This window comes from Exiguobacterium sp. KKT215 (assembly GCF_055635335.1).
Genome location: NZ_CM145756.1, coordinates 2676077 through 2698002, shown reverse-complemented (window position 1 = coordinate 2698002; position 21926 = coordinate 2676077). Strand labels below are relative to the sequence as shown.

Genomic DNA, 21926 nt, shown 5'->3' with positions numbered 1-21926 from the left:
GATAGATATCACAGCGAAATTTCGCAAATACTTTTTATTTTTTTACGACAGTGGGCAGGGGGATGCGTCTTCCTGAGCGAAATCGGGTAAAAAGGATTAACGAAAGTTGAAGGTGGAAACCGATATGCTCACATCACTCCAAAAATATATTTTAAACTTGATTGAATGGTTGCAAGGTCTTCCGGGCGGCCCTTGGGCCGGACTTGGAGCCCCGTTCCTCGAAGCGATTTTTCCGTTTCTCCCACTCGTCCTCATCATCTCGGCGAACGCAGCGACATACGGTTTTTTGCTCGGAACGTTGTTATCTTGGGTCGGGAGCTTACTCGGGACGATTCTCGTCTTTACGGCCGTCCGTTATGTCTTTCGAAAGCCGATGACGCGTTGGCTCGAAAAACATAAGCAAGGCGTGTATTGGCTCGAACGCATCAATCATATGAGCCCCGTCTCGCTCGGTTTTCTTTATTCACTCCCGTTCATTCCGGTCAGTCTGATTACGTACTTACTCGCTCTTATCCAAATGCCGCTCCGGACGTTCATCATGGCGGCCGGGTTCGGGAAACTGCTCGTCGTCTTGATTTTTTCCGTGATCGGCGACCAGTGGGAAGAATTTATCCAAAGCCCGTTGCGATTATCGATGCTCGCCCTGCTACTGTTCGTTCTGTGGGTCATCAGCCGCGGACTCGAAGAACTGCTCAAACGGCGTGCTTTCAGAAAACGGAACGAGCAGCTGAAACGTGAACTTGAAGCGAAACGACAAACGACCTTGTGAAGCGACTGCTTCACAAGGTCGTTTTCGTTAAGCGCGTTTTTTGAAACGCGGGAAGTTAAAGGCGATGGCCAATCCTCCGCAAATGAACAACAAGAACGGATAGAACATATACGGCACGAGCGCCGGTGATGCCGTGTTCGTCAGTTCGGCCGCAATGAGAAGCTGTGCCCCGTAAGGCAACAGACCTTGGACCCCACACGAGAAGATATCGAGTACACTCGCAGACTTTTTACGTTCGATGTCATAATCGTCGGCGATGTTCGCAGCGAGCGGACCAGCCACGAGAATCGAAATCGTGTTGTTCGCCGTCGCGACGTTTGTCGCACTGACGAGCCCGGCGATGCTCCACTCCGCGCCGGCCCGTCTTTTAATTCGGGACGTGAGCGCGTCACGCAAGTACGTGAGTCCGCCGTTATGCGAGATGAGTCCGACGAGCCCACCCATGAGCAATGTCAGGAGTGAAATCTCGGCCATGCCCATCATGCCGTCCGCCATGGCGGTGACGTACGTGGTGACGGCTAGACTGCCATCCAACAGACCGATGATGCCGGTTAGGGCGATGCCGCCGAGCAAGACAAGGATGACGTTCATTCCCGTCAAAGCGAGCACGATAACCGCCAGATACGGAATCAATTTATACCATTCAAACGCCGCCGGCTCGATGGTGGATTCTCCGCTCGATAGGACAGCGAGTAAAATCGTTGTGATGACGGCTGCCGGCAAGACGATCCAAAAGTTGGTCCGGAACTTGTCGCGCATGTTCGTCCGCTGGGTGCGGACGGCTGCGATCGTCGTGTCTGAAATGAACGACAAGTTATCTCCGAACATGGCACCCCCGACGACGGCTGCTGCCGCGATGGCGATATTGACGCCGCTTTCCTCATGGATGCCGAGAGCGATCGGAGCCAGTGCGGCAATCGTCCCGGTCGACGTACCCATCGCCATCGAGATGAAGGCTGCGATGACGAACAGGCCGCTCAATAGGAGCGAGGGCGGTAGTAACGTCAATGCCGCATTGACGGTCGCGTCAATCGCACCGATTGCTTCGGCGACGCTTGAAAACGCACCGGCGAGCAAGAAGATGAACACCATGATGAGGATGCTCGGGTTCCCGGCACCTTGGGCGACGCGTTCGACCGTCTGGGTGACGCTCCCTTTTGTCATCATCGCCGCGACGATGACGGCAATCAAGGCCGCGATCAAGACGGGGAATTTATAAAAGTCGTCATAGTAGATGCCTGCCCCGATAAAGAAGACGAGGAAGACGAGTAAGGGCAAGAGCGCCCATTTGTTAGCTGTTGGTTGTTCCAATCGATTCACCTCATTCATAAAAATAAAAAGAGAGCCTTCTGAAAAAAGGCTCTCTCGACAAGAAACACTTTTTTCATCTTTCGAGCAGACCGCTCGCTGGATTTGGCACAGGTTACCCGCTGCCGAGACGTCATCGGGCCAGTCCCTCAGTCTCTCTTGATAAAAAAGTTGTGATATTTAGTTATAAGACACGTTCCCTAACGTACCTGTTTCAAATCTGCTTGTCAATAGCAAACCCCCACGCGATGAACGTGGGGGCGAGTCAGGTCGTTAAGAAATTATAATGGGCGACGCGGTTGCGACCGGCGTATTTCCCGCCGACGTAGAGCGCGCGGTCGGCGTTACGAATCGTATCGTCAAGACGTTTGTCGCCGAACGACTGAATCGTATCGACACCGATTGAAGCGGTGACGGGTATATCGATTCCGTCGACGTGGAACGGTTTGTTCTCGATTTGTTGACGGATGCGCTCGGCAATCTCGACGGCGGCCTCAACATCACAACGGTTTAAGAGCAAGATGAACTCTTCACCGCCGTAACGGGCGGCAAAGTCTTCGGTGCGGAGCACTTGACGAATGCGGCGACCGAATTCTTGGAGCACACTATCTCCGACTTGGTGACCGTGCGTGTCGTTGATTTTTTTGAAGAAGTCGATATCGAGCATCGCGACGGAAATCGGATACATCGAGCCGTCCGAGATCTGTTGAATCCCGTATTCATAAAAAGCCCGTGCATTGGCAAGCAGCGTCAAGCTGTCCGTCCGGCTCTCGGTATAGAGGCGGTCGCGTTCATGACAACGACTGATCGTCCGATTGAACGACTTGAGCAGTTTGAAAATCTCGCGTTGAATGATGGGCGGATAGCCATAGACGTGCTCGCCCGTCATCACAATCCACGTGCGGATTCCTTCGATTTCCTCGGAACGGACCGAGATGAAGCTATGATAGTCTTCATTAAATTCGTTCGACAGCGGGGCGTCCCATTCGAAGCGCATCTCGTACTCGACCGAGGCTTCGTTCGGATAGGTTGCATCGAGTAATTCAAAGACGACATGGCGATCGATCGGCTGGCGCGTCTTCAAATCAAAGTAAAGTGTGCGATCAAACAGTTTGAACTCGACGTACCCTTCATCGTACTCGTTGAGTCGCTCACATTGACTGAGGAACACTTCGATGGCTTGTGCCTCGCTTTGCGATAGCGATACGGCTTCTTTTGCTTCATCATATTGTTCAATCAACGATTTGAAGGCGTCTTGTCGACCTTTTTGAATGATGAGTCGCTTAATAAAGAACGTGAGTGCGGCGGCGATACTGCTGACGACGAGCAAGTTTGTCTCCCGGAAGAGCGAGGCCGCCAAAATGAAGACGAGACTGACGATATACGTGTAAAACGCGATGCTTAAAAAGTCGCGGATCGGGATGTCGACGCGGAACCACCAGCCGACTTGATACTTTTGGACGACCGTGTTCAAAATGATGGCAATAATCAAACCGGCAAGCGGGAGGAACGAGTCTTGGGAATAGAATCCGAGACCGGTCACACCACCAAGTGCCAAGTAGACGCTGGCCGGGATGGCGATTTCCAAAAATGACGTGATGGCATTCCACGGATACGTAAAACGGAACCGTCGAAGCGCGACGCGCGGTTTCAAGTTGACGAACTGGAAGACGAGTAGTCCAATCTGATTGACGAACAGCGCTGTCTCAAAATCAAAGAATAGAAAAATAATTAAGACGATACTTTCTGAAAAGGTAAAGTAGACGCCTTTCCGTTCAATGGAGTCCATTTGAAAAATAATGACGAGCAACGCGATCAAGATGAACGGTAACGGCTCGATGGCCGGCATGTTCAATACGCCTGTAGCGAACAAGATGAGCGTCAAACCGAATAGCATACTCCAAATACTCCAACCAAGGACGGACATCTTGCGGAAATGGTTCATGGTTCCCTCCTATGTGGGAAAAATTCAATTATGTATGGTAGGAGATTCGGCACAATCACGCCTGAGTCCTGCCTATCCATCATAATGGCGGAATTCTAGCATTGAGTCTATATGAAATATCCTCTATAATGAAATTGCTTTTCAACCACATAGACGAAAGTCGATGAAAAAGAGAGTAACGATCGTTCCGTCAACAAAGCGACCTAGGGATTGGTGAGAGCCTAGGCTGACAAACATCGCGAAACGCACTTTTGAGATGCTATCCGAACTTGAGTAGGCGTAGCCGGGGGACCCCCGTTATCACCGATAAAGCGGTCTGCGTCAAGCAGGCAAGAAGAGTGGTACCGCGGGCCATCCCGTCTCTTTGCATCTGTGCAAAGGGCGTTTTTTTTATGAACAAATGATAAGGAGGAATTAGAATGAGTTATGAACGCAAATATGCGGAAGCCTTGTCCCGTGTCATCGGGGACGAGTTGACGCTCGACCAGATTGAAGCATTGATTGAAAAACCGAAACATGAGGCACACGGGGACCTTGCTTTCCCGTGTTTCCAACTTGCGAAAGCCTATCGTAAAGCACCGGTTATGATCGCGACGGATATCGCGAACGACTTGAACGACGAGTTGTTCACGAAAGTCGAGGCGGCCGGCCCGTATGTGAACGTCTTCTTGAGCCGTGACGTCGTCTCACAAGAAATCATCAACACGGTGCTCGATGAACAAGCGGACTATGCGACGCATGCGACACGCAACGAGACAATCGTCACCGATTTCTCGTCACCGAACATCGCCAAACCGTTCTCGATGGGACACCTTCGTTCAACGGTGATCGGGAATGCCATCAACCAAATCGCCCGTAAAAACGGCTATGACGTCGTCGGCATCAACCACCTCGGGGATTGGGGCACACAGTTCGGTAAACTGATGGTCGCCTATAAAAAATGGGGCGACGAGGAAGCGGTCCGGGCACATCCGATTGCTGAGCTCTTGAAGCTTTACGTCCATTTCCACGAAGAAGCGAAGACACAACCGGAACTTGAGGACGAAGGCCGTGCGTGGTTCAAGAAACTCGAAGACGGCAACGAGGAAGCGACTGAGCTTTGGACGTGGTTCCGCGAAGAATCACTCAAAGAGTTCCAAAAAGTATATGACCTCCTCGGTGTCGAATTCGACAGCTTTAACGGGGAAGCGTTCTATAACGACAAGATGGACCGCGTCGTCGCCATGCTCGAAGAGAAAAACCTTCTCGTCGAAAGTGAAGGGGCGATGGTCGTCTCACTCGAGGACGAGAACTTGCCACCATGCTTGATCAAAAAGAAAGACGGCGCGACGCTTTATGCGACACGCGACTTGGCAGCTGCCGTCTATCGTCATGAGACGTACAACTTCGTCCAGGCGAACTACGTCGTCGGCGGCGAGCAGGCGCTTCACTTCAAACAACTGTTCTCAGTGTTGCGCAAGCTCGGCTATGACTTCGTAGATGGCATGCATCACGTGCCGTTCGGCTTGATTTTGCAAGAAGGGAAGAAGATGTCGACACGTAAAGGTCGCATCGTCTTGCTCGAGGAAGTGCTCAAAGAAGCAATCGAGAAAGCACAAGCGAACATCGCTCAGAAGAACCCGGAACTTGCGAACGCGGACGACGTGGCACGCATGGTCGGTGTCGGCGCGGTCATCTTCCACGATTTGAAGAATGAACGCATCAACAACATCGAGTTCGACCTCGATAGCATGCTCAAATTCGAAGGTGAGACGGGCCCGTACGTGCAGTACACGAACGCGCGTGCGAACTCGCTCCTTCGTAAAGGCAACTATGACGGCTCGACGTTCACTGGCGCAAACGACGACCACACGTGGGGCGTCGTGACGATGCTCAACGCGTTCCCACACGTCATCACACGTGCCCACGAACGCCGCGAACCATCGATCATTAGCCGTTACGTGCTCGATTTGGCGCAAGCATTCAACAAGTATTACGGTCATGTCCGTGTCCTTGAAGAAGATGCAGGCAAACAATCACGTCTCGCCCTCGTCAAAGCGGTGACGATCGTATTGACGGAAGGACTCCGTTTGATCGGTGTTCAAGCTCCAGAAGAAATGTAAGGACGAGAAAAGGGACCCGTTTCGTGGGGTCCCTTTTCTTATGCTTTCATCCGCGTGACCGTCCGAGCTTTCGTGTCATACAGACACCACTCCCGGTCGAAGATGACGGCGCCGACGTTGATGACGTAACGTTTTTTCTTTAGGACGAACGGCTGTCCGATTTCCCAGGGAATCGAGCGGCCTTTCCGGTAAATCCCCGGAATATGGCTGTGTCCGATAAAGACGAGCGGATACTTCCCTTTCTCGACAAGCGGTTCCCAGTCCGGACTCCATTTCACTTGGTGTCCATGCAAGAATAGCGCCTCATCGAGCGTCGTCTGCTCCGGTAATAAGGCGATTCGTGTCTTGACCGGATGCGACACCACGAGCACTTCGTCAATCCGCTCTTCTTGATTGCCGCGCAGGCTAGGGAAGGTGAGGAGCGCCTCGTAGTCAGGGTCGTAAGTCACCACATCGGACACTTCATGGAAGCGCTCGTTGCGCCGTTTCTTACCGATATGACACTCGTACAGATCGCCGAGGCAAAGGATGTGCTCCGTCTCGCGGCGGACCGACTCGAGCACGGCTTTCAAATCATCAAACGAACCATGTGGGTCACTGATGATGGCGAGTTTCATCGGTAGTTTGTGAATTGGGCATCGACGGACAATTCGAGCTCACGGACGAGCTGCATAACGGCTTGAAGGTCATCGCGCGACTTGGCTGTCACACGGATTTGATCGTCTTGAATTTGTGACTTCACTTTCAGTTTTGATTCTTTGATGGCGTTGTTAATTTTTTTTGCATCGTCTTTGTCGATGCCGCTCTTCAATTTGACGCGTTGACGAACTGTGCCGCCGAGCGCACGTTCCACTTTTTGATAATCAAGGTTTTTCGTCGGTACGCCACGTTTAATCAATTTCGTGATCATGACGTCTTTCAATTGCTCGAGCTTATAGTCGTCATCTGAGACGAGGACGAGGTCGCCGTTATCAAGTGACATCTCACTCTTCGAACCTTTAAAGTCGTAACGGTTCAAAATTTCTTTCTCGGCGATTTGAATCGCGTTCTTCACTTCTTCGAGGTTCATTTCTGACACAATATCAAAAGAATTGTCTTTTGCCATGTTTCATCCATCCTTTACAAGGGTTTTGTTATAATGATAGCAGATTTGAAGTAGTGAAGGAGTGAAAGAGATGGAACATACTATCGATCAACAGACAAATGTAGATTTAGACCATATGGCATATCACGGCAAAGACCTCGGGGTGACGTTTAAAAGTGACCTCATCCGGTTGCGGGTCTGGTCACCGGTTGCCGAAGAGATGACGGTAAAACTATACCGGACACCGCGAGCGCGGAAGTTCGAACGGTTGTCGTTAGAACGGGCCGAGAAAGGGACGTGGGTCATCGAACTCGATCGTGCTTTGTTTGAAGGTCAGTTTTATGTGTTCGAGGCGGTCGTAGCTGGGAAGCGTATCGAATCGCTCGACCCGTATGCAAAAGTCGTCGGGGTCAATGGGAAGCGCGGGTGTCTGCTCGACCCATCTACGCTCAACCCAGACCATTGGGTTAAAGAACGTCCGCTCTTCCACTCGTCACAAGAAGCGGTCATCTATGAAGCGCACGTCCGTGATTTGACGAGTCATCCGGACAGTGGTGTCATGCATCGCGGGAAATTCCTCGGGATGACCGAAGTCGGAACGAAGACACCGACGGGTTATCCGACGGGTCTCGACTATATTACCGGGCTTGGCGTCACGCATCTCCAACTCATGCCGTTCTTCGATTACGGTTCAGTGAATGAGTCACGCGAGAGTGAGGCGAATTATAATTGGGGCTATGACCCGGTCCACTATTTTGCCGTCGAAGGCTCATACGCTTCCTCAGCAGATGATCCGGCCGCTCGCATCATCGAGTTGAAAGCGATGATTCAAGCACTTCACGATCGTGGCATCCGTGTCATCATGGACGTCGTGTTCAACCATACGTATGATGCATTGACGACGCCGCTCGGACAGTTCGTACCGGACTACTATTACCGCTTGAACGAGGACGGTACGCTCGCCGACGGTTCGGCGTGCGGGAACGATACGGCGTCCGAACGGGCGATGATGCGCAAATTGATCGTCGAATGTGTGTCGTATTGGGCGAAAGAGTTCATGATTGATGGCTTCCGCTTCGATTTGATGGGACTCCATGACGTCAAGACGATGAACCAGGTCCGCAAGGCGCTCGATCGCGTCGACCCATCGATTCTTGTGACCGGAGAAGGCTGGGATCTCGACACACCGCTTCCGGTCCGTAAAAAAGCGAACCAACATAACGCCCATAAGATGCCGCGCATCGCCCAGTTCAACGACGCGATTCGCGACGGTGTCCGTGGTGATGTGTTCATCGAAGACTTGCCAGGTTGGATCAGCGGCAACGCGGATATGACGGCGGACGTCAAACGTGGGATTGCCGGTGCAGTCACGAGCCAAAGCTTTGCTGACGAACCGAACCAAGTCGTGAACTATGTCGAGTGCCATGACAACTTGACGCTTTGGGACAAACTGGCCGTTACGAATCCGGACGACGATGAGACGACACGCCGCCGCCGGCATCGTCTCGCGACATCGATTGTGTTGCTCAGTCAAGGCATCCCGTTCCTGCATAGCGGTCAAGAGTTCTTCCGCACGAAAGACGGGGACGAGAACAGCTTCAATTCGGGGGAGGTCGTCAACCGTTTGGATTGGACGCGGGCCGAGCAAGAGACGCCGAGCGTCGAATATGTGAAGGGCTTGATCAGCCTGCGCAAACAATATCCGTTGTTCCGTCTTGAGAACGCGGAACAGATTCGTAAACATTTACGTTTCTTCGATGAAGAAGAGGGCGTCATCGCCTTTGAACTGAGTCGCCACGTCGAAGGTTACGTCGAACGCCATCTCGTATACCATAACGGACTCGAAGAAGCGGTCGAGGTGAAACTACCGTCCGGCAAGTTCGAGGTCCATGTCGAAGATCACACCGTCAATTTGACGGCACCACGTCTCCTCGAGGAGCGGCATGTCACGGTCGCGCCGTTATCGACACTCGTCGTGACGGAACGCCGTCCGGATTACAGCAAATATGCGGTCGCCGGTGGAGCTGCCTTGGCTATCCTCGGTCTCTGGTATGTTGCGAAAAAACGGAAACCGAAACAAAAGTAAGCGCGAAAAAAGGAGACGTCATTCCGTCTCCTTTTCCTCGTTCGTTTCAGTTTTGGCTGCCTCGAGCTCCATCATCTTTTTGACGATGATGTGTTTTGGCATATGCATGAGTTCCTCGAGTGGGACGTTTAGCTTTTTGGCAAGCTCAACCGCCGTCTCGGGAGAGAGTTGAAGTGGGCGCATGAGGGTTCCTCCTTTCCAATTACGGGTATGCTACTGCCAGTATACAGGAAAAGCGGACAGATGGAGAATGTGTTCTGTGAACACATTCAAAATCGAAAAATGCGTCGTGCGTTGCTAAGCTGAAACTAGGAAGTGATCAAATGTACAAACAAGTAGCAGACTATCAATTTCATCAAACGGTTGAATGGTTAGAGCGCGTTGGTGGAGGATGGATGTTGTATTTGGCGCAAACCGGGTTTCTGTTTTTTGACGAGACGTTCCAAATCCGATGGGAACTCGAGTGGAAATGGGCACCTTGCGCACTATATATTGAACCACATGGTAGAAGAGCCGTCGCGCTATTTCGAGATTTGCAGACATACGGAGTCATGGATTTGACGAACGGGACGATGGAACGTCACCCAATTCCACGGACGTTCCATGACGATTGGTTCAGTAACCTGCACTACTGGTCAGGGGACGATTTGTATTTGTACTCGGCCGAATCAGATATCGTCGCCTTGAACTTGAACGATCACACGTTTCGGTATAGCCGTTACGAGGAGATCCCGGAGTTCGGGAACATCATCGAACTCGCATATCAATCGACCTATGATTTCGAACGATTCACGGCACCTGGCCTCGTGACCTTGTACGATGAACGGAATCAACAGTTCATGGTCGAGGACGTCGAAGCGGGCGCGCGTTGGAAGATTCCATACGGGGGTGACCGTGACTTGGTCATCGTCGATCAAATGGGTGTGACGACCGCCATCACCTCGATGACATCGTTCCAACTGTTTGAGCGCGATTGTGAAGTGTTCTCATCAGAAGTATGTGCCGAGACCGAATTGTTGAAAGTCGTCTTATTGGACGAGCCGGGCGACAGACTTGTCGTCCTATCGACGCCGCGTCGCTTCTGCCATAGTTGGCTGCAAGTGTTCGAGCGTTGACAATCCTGGACCAGGGCATGGTTCAGGATTTTTTTACGAAGGCTTACAGAATCTCGTCTAAAAACGGGAACAGTCTTCTTAGATGGAGAGGAGTGGACAGGGATGGAACGATTAGGACAAGCGTTAGTCCGATGGCGCTACGCTGTCGTGTTGATTTGGACGGTATTGCTCGCGGTATCGGTATATTTCGGTTTACAGTTGCCAAGTGAACTGCGCGGCAATGGATTTGCGATTCAAGACGGGCGCTTCGCCCAAGTGGAAGATACGTTGAACGACCGGTTCGACCGGGCCGGGGCCTCGATGATCGTCTTGTTGGAAGGTGGCGACCTTGATACGGTCATCGAGCAGCAACGGGATCGACTGATTGACGTCGATGGGGTCGACGGCGTGATCACGCCAGCCGAGAATCCCGATGCCCGCTCAGGGGACGCAGCTTACTTATTGCTCGAGTTCGAGGATTACGATACGGCCGAGGCGTCAATCGATGACGTTCGCAACGCCTTGATTCGAGATACGGATACAGACGTGCGATTGACCGGAGAGCCGGTCTTCGCGGATGACTTGAATGAAGCGTCGAAGAATGACTTGATTCGGGCCGAGTTGATTGGAATCCCGGTCGCGTTGCTCGTCCTCTTGCTCGTCTTCGGGACGCCGCTCGCCGCGGTCATGCCGTTATTCGTTGGATTGATTACGTTCATCGTGGCTGCCGGCTCGTTGTTCTTCTTTGCCCAAACGATGGAACTGTCTATTTTCGTCTTGAATGCGGTCGCGATGATCGCCATCGCGCTCGGCATCGATTTTTCCCTATTGCTCGTCAACCGTTACCGGGAAGAGCTCGCACATGGGAAGTCGCGAGAGGCAGCCATCGTCCGAACGGTCGCGACGGCCGGACGTTCGATTCTGTTCTCAGGGCTTTGCGTGTTCGTCGGACTGGCCGGGTTGTTATTCATCCAAGTCGACGTGTTCCAAGCCATCGCGCTCGGTGCGCTGATTGCGGTGGCGGGCGCGGTCTTATCAGCGCTCACGCTGTTGCCGTCCGCCTTATATATCGTCGGAGATGCGATCAATAAAGGGCGTCTTATCAAAACGAATGAGACGCGTTCTGAAGTACGGTGGCAGAAGTTGGCCCGTTTCGTCATGAGACGTCCCGTCACGATGACACTCGTCGCGCTCTTGCTGCTATTGCCAAGCCTCTGGTTCGTTCGTGACCTCGAACTGAACATCCCGGACGCCGATGCACTCCCGACCTCGTACGAGTCGCGGGCCGCCCTTGAGCGGTGGGACGACGTGTTCGGGGAGACGTCGACCGATGCGGTGCTCTTGTTTGAGACGAATGACTTGACCGATTCGATGATTCTCGATGAATTGACTGCACTCACCGATGAGCTATCCGAGGATCCGATTGTCGACAACGTCACGACGTTCTTGACGGCATCCGGTCTCGAACCAGCCGAATTCCAACAACTCGCTGAAGCGGCACCAGAGCAACTCGAGGCGTTCGAACGTCTCGTCACGCTTGAAGGGAATACAGACCTTGCCCTCGTCAACGTTAGTTTCAACGTCCCGCCGAGTGATAAAGACGCGCAAGCATTCGTCCGAGATTGGCGCGAGAGCGGTTTTGACGTCGGGGGACCAGCCGCGTTCAACGAAGAAATTTATGAAGAGATTTATGACAGCATCCCGTATGCGGTCGTGACTGTCATCTTGGCGACGATGGTCATTCTCATGTGGGCGTTCCGCTCAGTCTTGATTCCAATTAAGGCGATCATCATGAACGTGCTCGGTCTCGGGGCGACGTTCGGTCTGCTCGTCATCATCTTCGAATCAGGCTACGTGTACGATGCCGAGACGATCAGTATCTTGACCCCGGTGTTCATCTTCTCGCTCGTGTTCGGCCTATCGATGGACTACGAGGTGTTTCTCGTCTCGCGGATTGAGGAATATTATCGGGAGACCGGGGATAACGATTACGCGACGGAGATGGGACTCGCCAAGACGAGTAAAATCATCACGTCGGCCGCAGTCATCATGATTGTCGTCACGGGGGCGTTCGCTTTTACCGGTGTTAGTCCGATCAAACAGCTCGGTGTCGGCATCGCGCTCGCGATCTTTATCGATGCGACAATCATCCGGATTTTACTTGTCCCGTCCTTGATGAAACTGCTTGGGGACTGGAACTGGTGGTGGTTCGGTAAGAAAGATTTACCGAAACGTAATCTACACTAAATATACATTTAATGAAACAATCGCGAGAGTATGTTAAAATAGTCTCATGATTACGCGCAATTTGGGAAAGGAAGGTCTTTATGGATACCGAGAGGACATGGCCTCTGTTTCAATTACCGGACTTCTAGCGTTGAGTTTTTACAAGCGACATCAATGTAAAAATCAACAAACGGAAGATCGGAGATGGAACAGATGGAACCGCGGCTACGACTGAGGATCCTCCTCTCCGTTGAAAACGGGGAGGACAATCGGAATGAAACGAGTTGCTACCATAGTGCTCGGAACGCTGATCATGGCGTTCGGTTATTATTATTTGAATGAACAGTTTGGTTTGGCAGAAGGGGGCTTCGTCGGGCTAGCATTGCTCGGCCGCTATTTATTTGATATCGATCCGGCGATCTCGATGATCGTACTCGATATCCCCTTCTTTTTAATCGCCCTTTGGTGGAAAGGCTGGCGCTTCGTCGGGCAAGCCGTGCTTGCCGCGGCGTCACTGTCGCTCAGCTACGCCATGTGGGATCGGTTGGATTTACTCACGTTCGATATCCAAGTGTGGCCGGCGACGTTGTTCGCCGCCATCGCGAGCGGGATTGTGACTGGGTACGGTCTCGGTCTCGTCTTGAAATCGGGCGGGGCGACCGGGGGCGACGATTTATTCGCACTCGGCCTATCAAAATGGATCGGCGTATCGGTCGGGACGATTCTCATCATATTTGATGTCATCGTTTTGGCGATCTCGCTCATCTATTTGCCATTGGCGAATGCGCTTTATACGCTTCTCGCGGTCTCGATTGCAGGTCGTGTCGTCACGAAAATGTTGACGGACGATGTGGTCGAAGTAACCGTGCCAAGTGTGACCAAACTAAAAACAAAAAACGATCTCGCGTGAGATCGTTTTTTGTTTTGTAAAATTTATCACAGTTTTACAGTCATCTTTCTTCTACACTACACATAGAAGGAGGGAGTCACATGAAATGGATGATTCCAAAACAGCACGGCGCGTGGTCGATGCTGATTTTACCGTTCTTACTCGGCGGCATTGTCGGAGGGTGGACGCTCGCGCACATCCCGTTCGCCATCGCCTGGTTGTTCGTTTATATGGGTACATTTTTCTTGTTCCAATACATTAAGCAACGGAAGAAGTCACAAGAGCTGTTGCGCACGGTCGTGACGTATTTGACGATTGCGATTGTAGCCGCCATCCCGGTATTTTTGTCCGAGTGGCGTCTTGTCTGGTTTGTCCTTGCTATGATTCCATTCGGTCTCACCAACGCCTACTTCGCCAAAATTAAGGATGAGCGCAACGTCTGGAACGACGTCAGCGCCGTCACCTCATTTTGCATCGGCGGGATGGCGAGCTATTATCTCGGGTCACATGCTTTGGACGGGACGATAGTGTGGATGTTCACTTTGCCGTACTTATATTTCCTCGGAAGTATCTTTTTCGTCAAAACGATGATTCGGGAGAAGAAGAGCTTGTTTTATCGGAACGTATCATGGGGATATCACTTTTTGCTCGTCGCCATCTTCATCGCGTTTGGCTATCCGGTCTTGGCACTCGCTTACGTGCCGAGTCTCGTCCGGGCGGTCGCATTCTACGGCAAAACAATCCCCATCATGAAGATCGGGATCGTCGAAATCGCCAACTCGGTGTTCGTGCTCGGTTGTCTCAGTTGGTATTTATTTAGTTGAGAAGGGGAAACCCTTCTTTTTTAGTCGCTCGAAGATGTGCTCGAAATGATAGCCACGGTCGCCGCTGCCGTTGCTGCCTGTTGCATGGCGAGCAGATGGGCGAACGTCCCGTGCAACAGTAAATCGCTTGCATCTTCCTTGATGTTGTTTGCCGCGACGAGTTGCAGGGCGACCGTCAACGCGTGGGTGTGGAACCAGCGATGCTTTTCCTTCTCAGCGTTCGTAATGTCGATCAGGTCGCGCTCGTCGTTGTCGTTCGGAGCCGCGACGATGGCCAAGAGGGCGAGCGCTGGCAGATGCTCATTTTTGACGGCGATTGCTTGTCCTTGGAGCCGCGCGCGCCACTCGAGCAGGCGGTTGATGACCTCGTCTGAAGGCAAGTCGCTAAAAGCAAGCAGATGGGAGACGAGTTGGAGCTCGTTTGAGCGGGGCAACTCGGCTTTCAACGCTTCGTAATACGTCTCAATCCGTTGACTCAACGTATCGTGGTCATCGAACGCTTGAACGAGGACGAGGGCAGACAGAAGGTCTTCTTCGCTCGTCAGCCAAGGATGGTTTCGTTTGAACGTTTGATAGAGTGCGCTCGCCTCGTCAAGCCGGCGCTCGGGCTCATCGACGTTAATCAGTTGGCTCGCGATGAAGGGACGCAACATACTGAAGCGGAAGTGTTTCCGGTCGAGCAACGTATCGAGCCGGAGTGCCTCGTCGATGGCCGGTTCGATGTCTTCATACTTGGCATCGAGAAACGACAGCCAGACGAAATTATTGCTGCCGCGAAACTTGGAGAAGGCTTTCGTTTTCCGTTTGACGGCCGCTTGAGCCTGCTCGAACCGAGTTTCATCGAACGGGGTGTCGTGTATGGCATAATTGATGGCCATCAAGCGTCGGAAATCATCGGTGAACCACTTTGTCGCTCCTCTGATTGCCTCGAGCGCTTCGAGGTAATGCGTATAGCGTGTCATCATCAGCAATTCCTCCTTTTCCTCCTTATACGAGCCCAATCGAAAGAATGATTCAAAAAAAGCCGCCCTGGATTCGTCCGGGGCGGCTGCTTGTTATTGGACTTGCGTATACAACTTCTGCATATACTCGTTCACTTCATCGGCCGCTTGGAACATCATGAATGAATGTTGCAAGATGATCTCTGGCGAGAAGCCGAGGTCGAGGTCGAGCGTCGAGGCGAGCGTGACATCACGGTCGCTGTCGAGCACGCAGCGGAAGTATTTGAACTCTTGGTTGAACTCGTTCAAGGCGTTCAGAATCGGTAGGTCTTCGACGTAATCCGGCACGTGTGTGACCGTCGCGGCATACAGTTCCGCATCTGTCGTCTTTTTATTGAAGGCGATAATCATAACGGGCTGAGCCCCGGATTTAGTCGTTTCACGCGTCAAAAATGTGACATGCGTTTCAGTCTCGCTCTCTTTGAACGTCATATTGCGTTCAGCGACGAGCGCTTTAAATGATTCTACTTTTTCTTCGAAGTTCACAAACAAGTCCCCCTTAAAAGTCGTTACTCTAACTTTCGCCCATTTGCGGAGGGAAAGCAAGGGGAACTAGCGTTTCATCAACATTTTGATGGCTTCTTCGACGGTTTCTGACGTATCTTCGCCATCTTGTTGGGCGGTGATGATGCACTGCTCCAAGTTCTTCGCGACGATGATGGTCGAGGCGCGGTCAAGCGCTGATCGAGCAGCACTCAACTGTGTCACGACGTCACGGCACTCCTTCCCTTCTTCCATCATGCGGATGATGGCCCGGATTTGTCCTTCGACCCGTTTCATCCGGTTCAACACTTTTGCATCGTATTGATACTGTTCCATTAGATTCACCTCTATATTCAAATCGTTCAGTAACCCAACTATTTATTGTGTAGTCTCATCTTAATACGTGGGGGAGTATGTGTCGAGCAACAACGTTTGATGTGAAATTTTTTCAAACGTTTACCGATTCGACAAACAAATCCCTTGCAATCAAATACCACAGGGGGTATATTAATGACGTGGAAGCGATATGTTCAACGAATCACAAACTTTCGTCGAACGCCCGCTACCAAGCTGACGAATAAATAAGTGAAATATTATAGATCAAAAGGATGGGTAAACAAACATGAAAGCATCTGCCTTGAAACGTCAAATGGATTTTGAAGTACCAGTCAACATCGTCGACGTTCGTGAACGTGACGAGTTCCAAGAAGCGCACATTGCTGGCGCGACAAATTATCCGCTCTCCGAAATGTCGGAATGGATTGAGACGCTCAATCCTGAAGAAGAGTACATCGTCCTTTGTCGCTCAGGTGCTCGCAGCACGCAGGCGACTTGGCAAATGGAAGCGAAAGGTTATAAAGTGGTCAATATAGAAGATGGCTTGATGAGCTGGCCAGGTGAAGTCGTCAAAGGAGGAAATGCGCAATGAGTAAAAAAATCGTAATCGTCGGTGGGGTCGCCGGTGGTGCTTCGGCAGCCGCCCGCCTTCGTCGCTTAAATGAAGAGAATCATATCGTCATGTTCGATCGGGGCGAGTATATCTCGTTCGCGAACTGTGGTCTTCCCTATTACATCGGTGACGTGATTCAAGACCGTCAAAAATTGCTCGTTCAAACCGTCGAAGGGATGAACAAGCGTTTCCAACTCGACATCCGTAACTTGACGGAAGTGACGAAAATCAACCGTGCCGAGAAGACGGTGTCGGTGAAAAACGTCAAGACAGGTGAGACGTACGATGAGTCATATGATGTGCTCGTCTTGTCACCAGGGGCGAAACCGATTCGTCCGAACATCCCTGGGATTGAAGAAGCAGAAGACATCTTCACGCTCCGTAACATCCCAGATACGGATAAAATCCGTAGCTACGTCGATGATAAAGCGCCAAAACACGCGACGGTCATCGGTGGCGGCTTCATTGGAATCGAAATGGCTGAAAACTTACGGGAGCGTGGCGTCGACGTCACGCTCGTCGAGATGGCCGATCAAGTCATGACACCGCTCGACCGCGAGATGGTCTCACCGGTTCACGAGCACATGCGCCTTCACGGCGTCGATCTTCAGCTTTCTGACGGTGTCGACTCGTTCTCTGAGAAAGGGAAACGTGTCCACTTGAAGAGCGGTCGCGTCATCGAGACCGATATGGTCGTCTTATCAATCGGTGTCGTGCCCGAATCGTCGATTGCAACGGAAGCAGGTCTTGAGACAGGTATTCGTGGCGCCATCCGCGTCAACGAGAAGATGCTCACGTCAGACCCGAACATCTACGCGATTGGTGACGCCGTCGAAGTGCTCGATTATATCTTTAAAGAGCCGACGGTTGTTCCACTTGCATGGCCGGCCAACCGCCAAGGTCGTCTTGTCGCCGATATCATCAACGGTCGTGACGTTAAATACAACGGAACGATGGGGACTGGGATTGCCAAAGTCTTTGATATGACCGTCGCCTCGACAGGTTGGAACGAGAAGCGTTTGACAGCGGCCGGTAAAGAGTTCGAAGCCGTCCACGTGCACCCGGGTTCACATGCGGGTTATTACCCAGGATCGACACCCGTATCACTCAAACTCTTGTTCCATCCGACGACAGGTGAAATCTACGGCGCGCAAGGCGTGGGGATGAACGGCGTCGATAAACGGATTGATGTGATTGCGACAGCGATGAAAGGTGGCTTGACGGTCCTTGACCTTCCAGACCTTGAACTCAGCTACGCACCACCGTTCAGCTCAGCGAAAGATCCGGTCAACATGATCGGTTACGTCGCGTCGAACGTCGTCCTCGGCGATAACGAAGTCGTGCACTGGAATGAGATTGACGAGTTGGTCCAAAACGGCGCGACATTGCTCGACGTCCGTGACGAGTCAGAACATGAACTTGGCAAAATTCCTGGTTCAATCAACGTTCCGCTCAACTCGCTACGCGATCACTTGGACAACTACAGCAAAGACGAAACGATTTATGTGACATGCCAAGTCGGACTTCGCGGATATCTCGCATCCCGCATCTTGCGTCAAAACGGATTCAAGGTTAAAAACTTGAGCGGTGGCTACAAGACGTGGTCACAAGTAAAACGCGATTTCGATGCCATCGAGGCAGACGCATCGGCAGCAAATGAGACTGCCGCAACAGCAACGGAGGAGGCACCACCAGTAATGATGAATGAACCAATCGGGGAACCGATTTTCCTAGATACGTGCGGTCTGCAATGCCCGGGACCAATCTTAGAAGTCAATAAAAAAGTAGCCGAACTCGGCGAAGGCGAGACGCTCCGCGTCCTCGCAAGTGATCCTGGCTTCTTTGCGGACATCGAAGCATGGGCGAAGAAAACGGGCAACAAGCTCGTCTCGAAACAATTTGTGAACGGTCGCGTCGAAGCCGTCCTTCAAAAAGGCCAAGGCCCTGCAGCCGTCCAAGCGGGCGCACCGGCAGGCGACGGCGCATCGATGGTCGTGTTCAGTGGAGACCTCGACCGTGCACTCGCATCGTTCATCATCGCGCAAGGTGCAGCGGCAATGGGTAAAGACGTCACGATGTTCTTCACGTTCTGGGGACTCAACGTCATCCGTAAACCAGATGCACCAGAAGTGAAAAAGCAAGGCCTCGAGAAGATGTTCGGCATGATGATGCCATCTCATGCAGGTGAGCTTCCGCTCTCGAACATGAACTTCGGTGGCGTTGGTCAGAAGATGATGAAGAAAGTGATGAGCGACAAAAATGTCCCGTCACTCGATCAAATGATTAAATCGGCTCAAGAGGCAGGCGTCAAAATGGTCGCTTGTACGATGTCGATGGACGTCATGGGAATTAAAGAAGAAGAGTTAATCGACGGCATCGATCTCGGTGGTGTGGCAGCATACCTCGGGGCAGCCGAAGGTGGTAACTTGAACCTCTTTATCTAATCAAATGAGATAATCTAGTCGACCGGTCACGTGACCGGTCGCTTTTTTGTTGTTCGACACCAAAAATGAAAATTGTCGAAAAAGATTGCATTTTTTTAACGTTTTTCCTATAATTCTACTCATGTAAAGAAAGTTGACATAACTTTTTCTTATAACTTACACATACACGGAGGATTTAAAGATGGAGAAATTCGTAGAAGATCTCGTTACAAATGCCAACGACCTGCTCTGGTCGTCAGTGCTAATCGTTGTCCTTGTCGCCTTAGGTTTGTATTTCACCGTTCGCATGGGGTTCGTCCAGTTCCGGATGTTGCCTGAAATGTTCCGCCTCTTGTTCAAAGACGGTATGAAGCGTGAAAAAGGCCAAGTCTCGTCATTCCAAGCGTTCGCCATCGGGACGGCTGCACGCGTCGGGACCGGGAACATTGCCGGTGTCGCGACTGCCATCGCGCTCGGAGGCCCGGGAGCCGTCTTCTGGATGTGGCTGATCGCGCTCATCGGATCGGCTTCGGCATTCGTCGAAAGTACGCTCGCGCAAGTCTATAAAATTCGCGACGGTCGCACATGGCGCGGTGGTCCGGCTTACTATATGGAACGTGCGCTCGGTCAGCGCTGGCTCGGGATTTTATTCGCCATCTTGATCACGTTCTCGTTCGGCTTCGCCTTCAACTCGGTTCAATCGAACACGATTTCGTTGTCAGTCAGCAACCAGTTCGGGATTAGCACGACGACAGTCGGTCTCGTCTTGGCTGTCGTGACAGCCATCGTTATCTTCGGCGGGATTCAATCAATCGCCGTGCTCTCGAGTATCATCGTGCCGATTATGGCTGGCGGTTACATCTTGCTCGCCGGGTGGGTCATGATTTCGAATGCCTCATTGTTGCCGGAAGTCTTCGGCTTGATTTTCTCAGAAGGAATCTTCGGACTTCAACAATTGTTCGGTGGTGCCATCGGAGCGATGGTGCTCCAAGGAATCCGACGCGGTCTCTTCTCGAACGAAGCGGGGATGGGTTCAGCCCCGAACGCGGCGGCGACTGCTGAAGTATCGCATCCGGTCAAACAAGGATTGATTCAATCGTTCAGCGTCTTCGTCGACACGCTTCTCGTCTGTACGTCGACAGCGATGATTATCCTGTTGTCAGGTGTCGCCGGTTCAGAGTCGTTCGCAGGTGTCGAATTGACACAAGCAGCGCTCACAGCAGAGATTGGTCCGATGGCGACATCGTTCCTCACGATCGCGATTTTCTTATTCGCGTTCAGTTCGATTCTTGGAAACTACTACTATGGTGAGACGAACATCCAGTTCATCTCGGATAAAAAGATTTACGTCACACTCTACCGTATCGGTGTCGTCGGCATGGTCCTCTTCGGAGCCGTCCGTTCGGCCGGTCTCGTCTGGTCAATCGCGGACGTGTTCATGGGTCTCATGGCACTTGTCAACTTGTATGCGATTTTCCGCCTCGCAAAAGTTGCCCGTCTCGTCCTCGACGATTACTTGGAGCAACGCCGTCAAGGTGAAGATCCGGTCTTCTACGCCGATTCGATTGAAGATCTGCCAGGTCGCGAGTACATCGAAGCTTGGGAATCAGAAGAAGAAGTCAAAACAGGCACGATCCGTTCATAAACGACAAACCGTCTACGAAAGCGCGTAGACGGTTTTTTTGCGCCCGAAAGATGGGTAAACTGAAGAAAAGGGGGGCGTTCAATGATGGAGACGACACACTATATACGCATTTCCCCGGAAGTATGGGTCTCGTTCGGCCAAGACCCGGAAATGATTTTAGATTGGCTGTTGCACGTGCACAGTCAACAACGTGACACGTATGAGACGTTGACGCTCCCGAGGATCGAACGCTTCCAAAAGATTCTTGGACAAATCGAGATTTATATCGATGGGGATGACACGTATAATTTAGAGATGGCCGTCATCGGGGAAGAGTTGATCGTCAATGAGAAGCAGGCGGTCGTCGTCGGGATTTTGACGCCGCAGTTGCTCCATATCGTCAAAGATGCGATGAACGCATTTACGAAAGAAGATGTGGCCGATATGGCGTTCGTCGACCATGACGGGTTCGATGACGTTTGGCTCAAATGGACGCTGTTGAAACGATTCTGTGAAGAGGCGAGTGAGCGGGATGAGCTCGTGTTGATTTACTATGAATGAACAGGCTATGAAAACAACTTGAAAATTGGTAAACTATTACAAATGGTTTCTCAAGGAGTGGACGTATGCTTGATTTCTTTGCCCAAATGACGTTTGTCATCGGTATCTTAAGCCCAATCTTCGCGTATCGGGCAGGTCGTAAACAGTTAGGTCGAATCAATCTCGTCACCGTGTTTGCATTTTTGATTATATGGTTTTACGTCATCTCGACGGGTCCAGCCTATAATCATCCGATTTCGATGCTCTTCTACGCTTTGATTGTAGTGAACTGTGGCTTCGCCATAGGGAATAGTGTGCTCTTCCTACGCGAACGCAATCCATTGCTGAGTTTGAAGAAGCTGCTCGCGACGCTTCTCTGTTTGACGGTGCTCTGTTTCGTGTTCATTGAACTGATGTACCCGACGAACGTGATGAGCGATACGCTTCTTCAAACAGTGATGCTGACGGTGCCGATTTTCGTATGCGGCGTCATTTGGGCGAGGCTTCGACAAATCGACCGGGAACCAGAACACACATAAACAGCTCGACGCTAACGCGCCGAGCTGTTTTTTTTGAGAC

The 21926-nt window shown here is 51.7% G+C and carries 20 protein-coding genes, 1 riboswitch and 1 other annotated feature; of the genes, 12 read left to right on the top strand and 8 right to left on the bottom strand.

What is annotated here, in order from left to right:
• Nucleotides 1-124 precede the first annotated feature (124 nt).
• Entirely contained in the window at nt 125-769 is a 645-nt protein-coding gene (locus ACZ2GZ_RS14125) for a TVP38/TMEM64 family protein (protein ID WP_470295364.1), read from the top strand.
• A 27-nt stretch (nt 770-796) separates the two neighbouring features.
• On the opposite strand, the gene ACZ2GZ_RS14120 is transcribed toward ACZ2GZ_RS14125, so the two are convergent.
• Nucleotides 797-2098: a Na+/H+ antiporter NhaC family protein gene (locus tag ACZ2GZ_RS14120; RefSeq protein WP_034804307.1), complete on the bottom strand. Its 1302-nt coding sequence runs from the start codon at nt 2096-2098 to the stop codon at nt 797-799.
• A gap of 52 nt (nt 2099-2150) precedes the next feature.
• Nucleotides 2151-2246: riboswitch (SAM riboswitch) on the bottom strand.
• 96 nt (nt 2247-2342) lie between these two features.
• Nucleotides 2343-4022: a GGDEF domain-containing protein gene (locus ACZ2GZ_RS14115; protein ID WP_470295363.1), complete on the bottom strand. Its 1680-nt coding sequence runs from the start codon at nt 4020-4022 to the stop codon at nt 2343-2345.
• A 154-nt stretch (nt 4023-4176) separates the two neighbouring features.
• Nucleotides 4177-4389: a binding site (T-box leader), on the top strand.
• Nucleotides 4390-4441: 52 nt separating this feature from the next.
• Between ACZ2GZ_RS14115 and argS the strand changes: the two genes are divergently transcribed.
• Entirely contained in the window at nt 4442-6124 is a 1683-nt protein-coding gene (gene argS / locus ACZ2GZ_RS14110; RefSeq protein WP_021068144.1) for an arginine--tRNA ligase, read from the top strand.
• Between the two features lie 38 nt (nt 6125-6162).
• On the opposite strand, the gene ACZ2GZ_RS14105 is transcribed toward argS, so the two are convergent.
• Entirely contained in the window at nt 6163-6741 is a 579-nt protein-coding gene (locus ACZ2GZ_RS14105; RefSeq protein ID WP_214715006.1) for a metallophosphoesterase family protein, read from the bottom strand.
• On the bottom strand, nt 6738-7229 hold the full coding sequence (locus ACZ2GZ_RS14100) for a YajQ family cyclic di-GMP-binding protein (protein WP_021068146.1): 492 nt from the start codon (nt 7227-7229) through the stop codon (nt 6738-6740). The genes ACZ2GZ_RS14105 and ACZ2GZ_RS14100 overlap by 4 nt, the downstream gene beginning before the upstream one ends.
• Nucleotides 7230-7299: 70 nt before the next feature.
• Between ACZ2GZ_RS14100 and pulA the strand changes: the two genes are divergently transcribed.
• Nucleotides 7300-9294 carry a type I pullulanase gene (gene pulA / locus ACZ2GZ_RS14095; protein WP_214827689.1) on the top strand — a complete coding sequence of 665 codons (1995 nt, stop codon included), beginning with the start codon at nt 7300-7302 and terminating at the stop codon, nt 9292-9294.
• Nucleotides 9295-9312: 18 nt separating this feature from the next.
• Here pulA and ACZ2GZ_RS14090 read toward each other — a convergent pair whose 3' ends face one another.
• The gene (locus ACZ2GZ_RS14090) at nt 9313-9477 is read right to left on the bottom strand and encodes a YycC family protein (RefSeq protein ID WP_021068148.1); all 165 of its coding nucleotides are present in this window, start codon (nt 9475-9477) and stop codon (nt 9313-9315) included.
• Nucleotides 9478-9617: 140 nt separating this feature from the next.
• On the opposite strand from ACZ2GZ_RS14090, the gene ACZ2GZ_RS14085 reads away from it, so the two are divergent.
• From ACZ2GZ_RS14085 to ACZ2GZ_RS14070, 4 genes are all read left to right on the top strand, one after another.
• Complete coding sequence (locus tag ACZ2GZ_RS14085) at nt 9618-10409, top strand: hypothetical protein (RefSeq protein ID WP_021068149.1); 792 nt, start codon at nt 9618-9620, stop codon at nt 10407-10409.
• Between the two features lie 102 nt (nt 10410-10511).
• Nucleotides 10512-12635 carry an MMPL family transporter gene (locus ACZ2GZ_RS14080; RefSeq protein WP_029596244.1) on the top strand — a complete coding sequence of 708 codons (2124 nt, stop codon included), beginning with the start codon at nt 10512-10514 and terminating at the stop codon, nt 12633-12635.
• 253 nt (nt 12636-12888) lie between these two features.
• Entirely contained in the window at nt 12889-13524 is a 636-nt protein-coding gene (locus ACZ2GZ_RS14075; protein ID WP_470295362.1) for a YitT family protein, read from the top strand.
• Between the two features lie 80 nt (nt 13525-13604).
• The gene (locus tag ACZ2GZ_RS14070; RefSeq protein ID WP_214827683.1) at nt 13605-14327 is read left to right on the top strand and encodes a YwiC-like family protein; all 723 of its coding nucleotides are present in this window, start codon (nt 13605-13607) and stop codon (nt 14325-14327) included.
• A 20-nt stretch (nt 14328-14347) separates the two neighbouring features.
• On the opposite strand, the gene ACZ2GZ_RS14065 is transcribed toward ACZ2GZ_RS14070, so the two are convergent.
• The 3 genes from ACZ2GZ_RS14065 to ACZ2GZ_RS14055 all read right to left on the bottom strand — a co-directional run bounded on the left by ACZ2GZ_RS14065 (nt 14348) and on the right by ACZ2GZ_RS14055 (nt 16147).
• Nucleotides 14348-15292, bottom strand: a complete 945-nt coding sequence (locus ACZ2GZ_RS14065) for a DUF4003 family protein (protein WP_021068153.1) — start codon at nt 15290-15292, stop codon at nt 14348-14350.
• A gap of 90 nt (nt 15293-15382) precedes the next feature.
• Nucleotides 15383-15814 (bottom strand): type III secretion system chaperone family protein, encoded by a 432-nt coding sequence (locus ACZ2GZ_RS14060; protein ID WP_016509669.1) that lies wholly within the window; start codon nt 15812-15814, stop codon nt 15383-15385.
• Between the two features lie 66 nt (nt 15815-15880).
• Nucleotides 15881-16147: a metal-sensitive transcriptional regulator gene (locus ACZ2GZ_RS14055; RefSeq protein WP_021068154.1), complete on the bottom strand. Its 267-nt coding sequence runs from the start codon at nt 16145-16147 to the stop codon at nt 15881-15883.
• A 286-nt stretch (nt 16148-16433) separates the two neighbouring features.
• Between ACZ2GZ_RS14055 and ACZ2GZ_RS14050 the strand changes: the two genes are divergently transcribed.
• The 5 genes from ACZ2GZ_RS14050 to ACZ2GZ_RS14030 all read left to right on the top strand — a co-directional run bounded on the left by ACZ2GZ_RS14050 (nt 16434) and on the right by ACZ2GZ_RS14030 (nt 21886).
• Nucleotides 16434-16739, top strand: coding sequence for a rhodanese-like domain-containing protein (locus ACZ2GZ_RS14050; RefSeq protein ID WP_021068155.1), 306 nt, complete (start codon nt 16434-16436; stop codon nt 16737-16739).
• Nucleotides 16736-19204 (top strand): CoA-disulfide reductase, encoded by a 2469-nt coding sequence (locus tag ACZ2GZ_RS14045; RefSeq protein WP_021068156.1) that lies wholly within the window; start codon nt 16736-16738, stop codon nt 19202-19204. The genes ACZ2GZ_RS14050 and ACZ2GZ_RS14045 overlap by 4 nt, the downstream gene beginning before the upstream one ends.
• A 181-nt stretch (nt 19205-19385) precedes the next feature.
• The gene (locus ACZ2GZ_RS14040; protein ID WP_021068157.1) at nt 19386-20828 is read left to right on the top strand and encodes an alanine/glycine:cation symporter family protein; all 1443 of its coding nucleotides are present in this window, start codon (nt 19386-19388) and stop codon (nt 20826-20828) included.
• 81 nt (nt 20829-20909) lie between these two features.
• Nucleotides 20910-21368 carry a DUF1877 family protein gene (locus tag ACZ2GZ_RS14035; RefSeq protein WP_021068158.1) on the top strand — a complete coding sequence of 153 codons (459 nt, stop codon included), beginning with the start codon at nt 20910-20912 and terminating at the stop codon, nt 21366-21368.
• A gap of 65 nt (nt 21369-21433) precedes the next feature.
• Nucleotides 21434-21886, top strand: a complete 453-nt coding sequence (locus ACZ2GZ_RS14030) for a hypothetical protein (protein ID WP_214801489.1) — start codon at nt 21434-21436, stop codon at nt 21884-21886.
• The last annotated feature ends 40 nt before the right edge of the window (nt 21887-21926 follow it).

Bases quoted from the DNA above. Each gene is read 5' to 3' on its own strand.
- ACZ2GZ_RS14100 (WP_021068146.1), bottom strand. From the start codon at position 7,229: ATGGCAAAAGACAATTCTTTTGATATTGTGTCAGAAATGAACCTCGAA.
- ACZ2GZ_RS14055 (WP_021068154.1), bottom strand. From the start codon at position 16,147: ATGGAACAGTATCAATACGATGCAAAAGTGTTGAACCGGATGAAACGG.
- ACZ2GZ_RS14115 (WP_470295363.1), bottom strand. From the start codon at position 4,022: ATGAACCATTTCCGCAAGATGTCCGTCCTTGGTTGGAGTATTTGGAGT.
- ACZ2GZ_RS14085 (WP_021068149.1), top strand. From the start codon at position 9,618: ATGTACAAACAAGTAGCAGACTATCAATTTCATCAAACGGTTGAATGG.
- ACZ2GZ_RS14035 (WP_021068158.1), top strand. From the start codon at position 20,910: ATGATGGAGACGACACACTATATACGCATTTCCCCGGAAGTATGGGTC.
- ACZ2GZ_RS14080 (WP_029596244.1), top strand. From the start codon at position 10,512: ATGGAACGATTAGGACAAGCGTTAGTCCGATGGCGCTACGCTGTCGTG.
- ACZ2GZ_RS14120 (WP_034804307.1), bottom strand. From the start codon at position 2,098: ATGAATGAGGTGAATCGATTGGAACAACCAACAGCTAACAAATGGGCG.
- ACZ2GZ_RS14045 (WP_021068156.1), top strand. From the start codon at position 16,736: ATGAGTAAAAAAATCGTAATCGTCGGTGGGGTCGCCGGTGGTGCTTCG.
- pulA (WP_214827689.1), top strand. From the start codon at position 7,300: ATGGAACATACTATCGATCAACAGACAAATGTAGATTTAGACCATATG.
- ACZ2GZ_RS14065 (WP_021068153.1), bottom strand. From the start codon at position 15,292: ATGATGACACGCTATACGCATTACCTCGAAGCGCTCGAGGCAATCAGA.
- argS (WP_021068144.1), top strand. From the start codon at position 4,442: ATGAGTTATGAACGCAAATATGCGGAAGCCTTGTCCCGTGTCATCGGG.
- ACZ2GZ_RS14125 (WP_470295364.1), top strand. From the start codon at position 125: ATGCTCACATCACTCCAAAAATATATTTTAAACTTGATTGAATGGTTG.
- ACZ2GZ_RS14105 (WP_214715006.1), bottom strand. From the start codon at position 6,741: ATGAAACTCGCCATCATCAGTGACCCACATGGTTCGTTTGATGATTTG.
- ACZ2GZ_RS14070 (WP_214827683.1), top strand. From the start codon at position 13,605: ATGAAATGGATGATTCCAAAACAGCACGGCGCGTGGTCGATGCTGATT.
- ACZ2GZ_RS14050 (WP_021068155.1), top strand. From the start codon at position 16,434: ATGAAAGCATCTGCCTTGAAACGTCAAATGGATTTTGAAGTACCAGTC.
- ACZ2GZ_RS14040 (WP_021068157.1), top strand. From the start codon at position 19,386: ATGGAGAAATTCGTAGAAGATCTCGTTACAAATGCCAACGACCTGCTC.
- ACZ2GZ_RS14075 (WP_470295362.1), top strand. From the start codon at position 12,889: ATGAAACGAGTTGCTACCATAGTGCTCGGAACGCTGATCATGGCGTTC.
- ACZ2GZ_RS14090 (WP_021068148.1), bottom strand. From the start codon at position 9,477: ATGCGCCCACTTCAACTCTCTCCCGAGACGGCGGTTGAGCTTGCCAAA.
- ACZ2GZ_RS14030 (WP_214801489.1), top strand. From the start codon at position 21,434: ATGCTTGATTTCTTTGCCCAAATGACGTTTGTCATCGGTATCTTAAGC.